The organism is Desulforamulus profundi, from assembly GCF_002607855.1.
In genome coordinates this window covers 1-1110 of the sequence record NZ_AWQQ01000109.1, presented here as the reverse complement: position 1 = coordinate 1110, position 1110 = coordinate 1, and the positions used below count along the sequence as shown (strand labels likewise).

At 40.4% G+C, this 1110-nt stretch carries 2 protein-coding genes and 1 pseudogene; 2 read left to right on the top strand and 1 reads right to left on the bottom strand.

What is annotated here, in order from left to right; genetic code table 11:
- The first annotated feature begins 91 nt into the window (after window positions 1-91).
- Together P378_RS19840 and P378_RS16040 are read left to right on the top strand one after the other, a co-directional pair.
- Complete coding sequence (locus tag P378_RS19840) at window positions 92-241, top strand: hypothetical protein (protein WP_180261145.1); 150 nt, start codon at window positions 92-94, stop codon at window positions 239-241.
- Between the two features lie 94 nt (window positions 242-335).
- Window positions 336-590, top strand: a pseudogene (locus tag P378_RS16040) ((2Fe-2S)-binding protein); the annotation flags it as partial.
- Between the two features lie 385 nt (window positions 591-975).
- On the opposite strand, the gene P378_RS22290 reads toward P378_RS16040, so the two are convergent.
- A complete protein-coding gene (locus P378_RS22290; protein WP_238473335.1) occupies window positions 976-1098 on the bottom strand; it encodes a hypothetical protein in 123 nt (40 codons plus the stop codon).
- Between the last annotated feature and the right edge of the window lie 12 nt (window positions 1099-1110).

The following is a 1110-nucleotide window of genomic DNA, read 5'->3' as shown; positions in this document are numbered from 1 at the left end:
CGGCACAGGCATTCTTTGTACCATATACTGATCAACTACTCCTGCCAGCCCCGAAGCTCGCTGCTTAAGATGCAAAAAACAGTGGAACAAAGTGGCGGTCTTGACTGCCACCCCGCGTGTGGTCAGCTTTGACTACCGACGGGGCGGCTCCGGGGACATTGCTTTAACAGATTGCGCCCCGCCGGTTACTCGATTGTACCACACACGGGGAAGACTTCCCTTCGGCGCCACTTTAATTTAAGTTAACCTCTGGGGCTCACCAAGAACATTTTAGGATAACAAGGGGAGCTGTTATTTATTTCCAAAGTGTCAATACCTTGACAACTTAATTCAAATTTAACAAACAGCAAGTAAGAGTACCAATTTGGTTTAAGAAAGATGCAAATCCCAAATATGCCTGTTACTGTAGTAAAGTAACTGAGGAACAAGTAATAAATGCTGTCGTAAAGAATGGTGCAAATAATATGAAAGATGTCTTAAAAATTACTGGAGCAATGCAAAATGCACAATGTCAGAAGAACAATCCATTAGGAAAGTGCTGTCACAAAATAATTCAGGATGCTATAGACAAAGGTTTATCAATGAAATAGTCTCAAGTTTTTTATGTAGTACTAATAAAATTGAAAACTACTTGGAGTAAAACAGAAAAAGACCATGAAGAGAGCTTTTTTGGCTTAAAACTTCATGGTCTTTTTGTGTTTTATCTCCTGCAGCCGAAAATCATATTCTCTCGCCATCGTCAAAAATAAAATATCCCTCAAATCTGTGAATGGGAGTTGGCAGGCATATTTGCTGATGATGGTATTAGTGGTACTAACACGAAGAATCGTGCAGAATTCAATCGCATGATTGAGGAGTGTTTAGCCGGAAAGATAGACCGGTCATCACGAAGTTGTGACCGTCAAGTAGAAATGAACAAATTTCGATAAATAATTTTTAACACCTAGTAAATTCCAAAAATGGTTGCCTCATAAATCACTCTTTGAGTGTTTTGATAATATCAGGCTGTAAAGGCCCGAAGATGGTTTGCCTATGCTTAAGCCGGTAGCTGTCTCCGGTTAAAACCAGGACTTCACTCTTGTGAAGAATACGGTCCAAAATGGCCGTGGT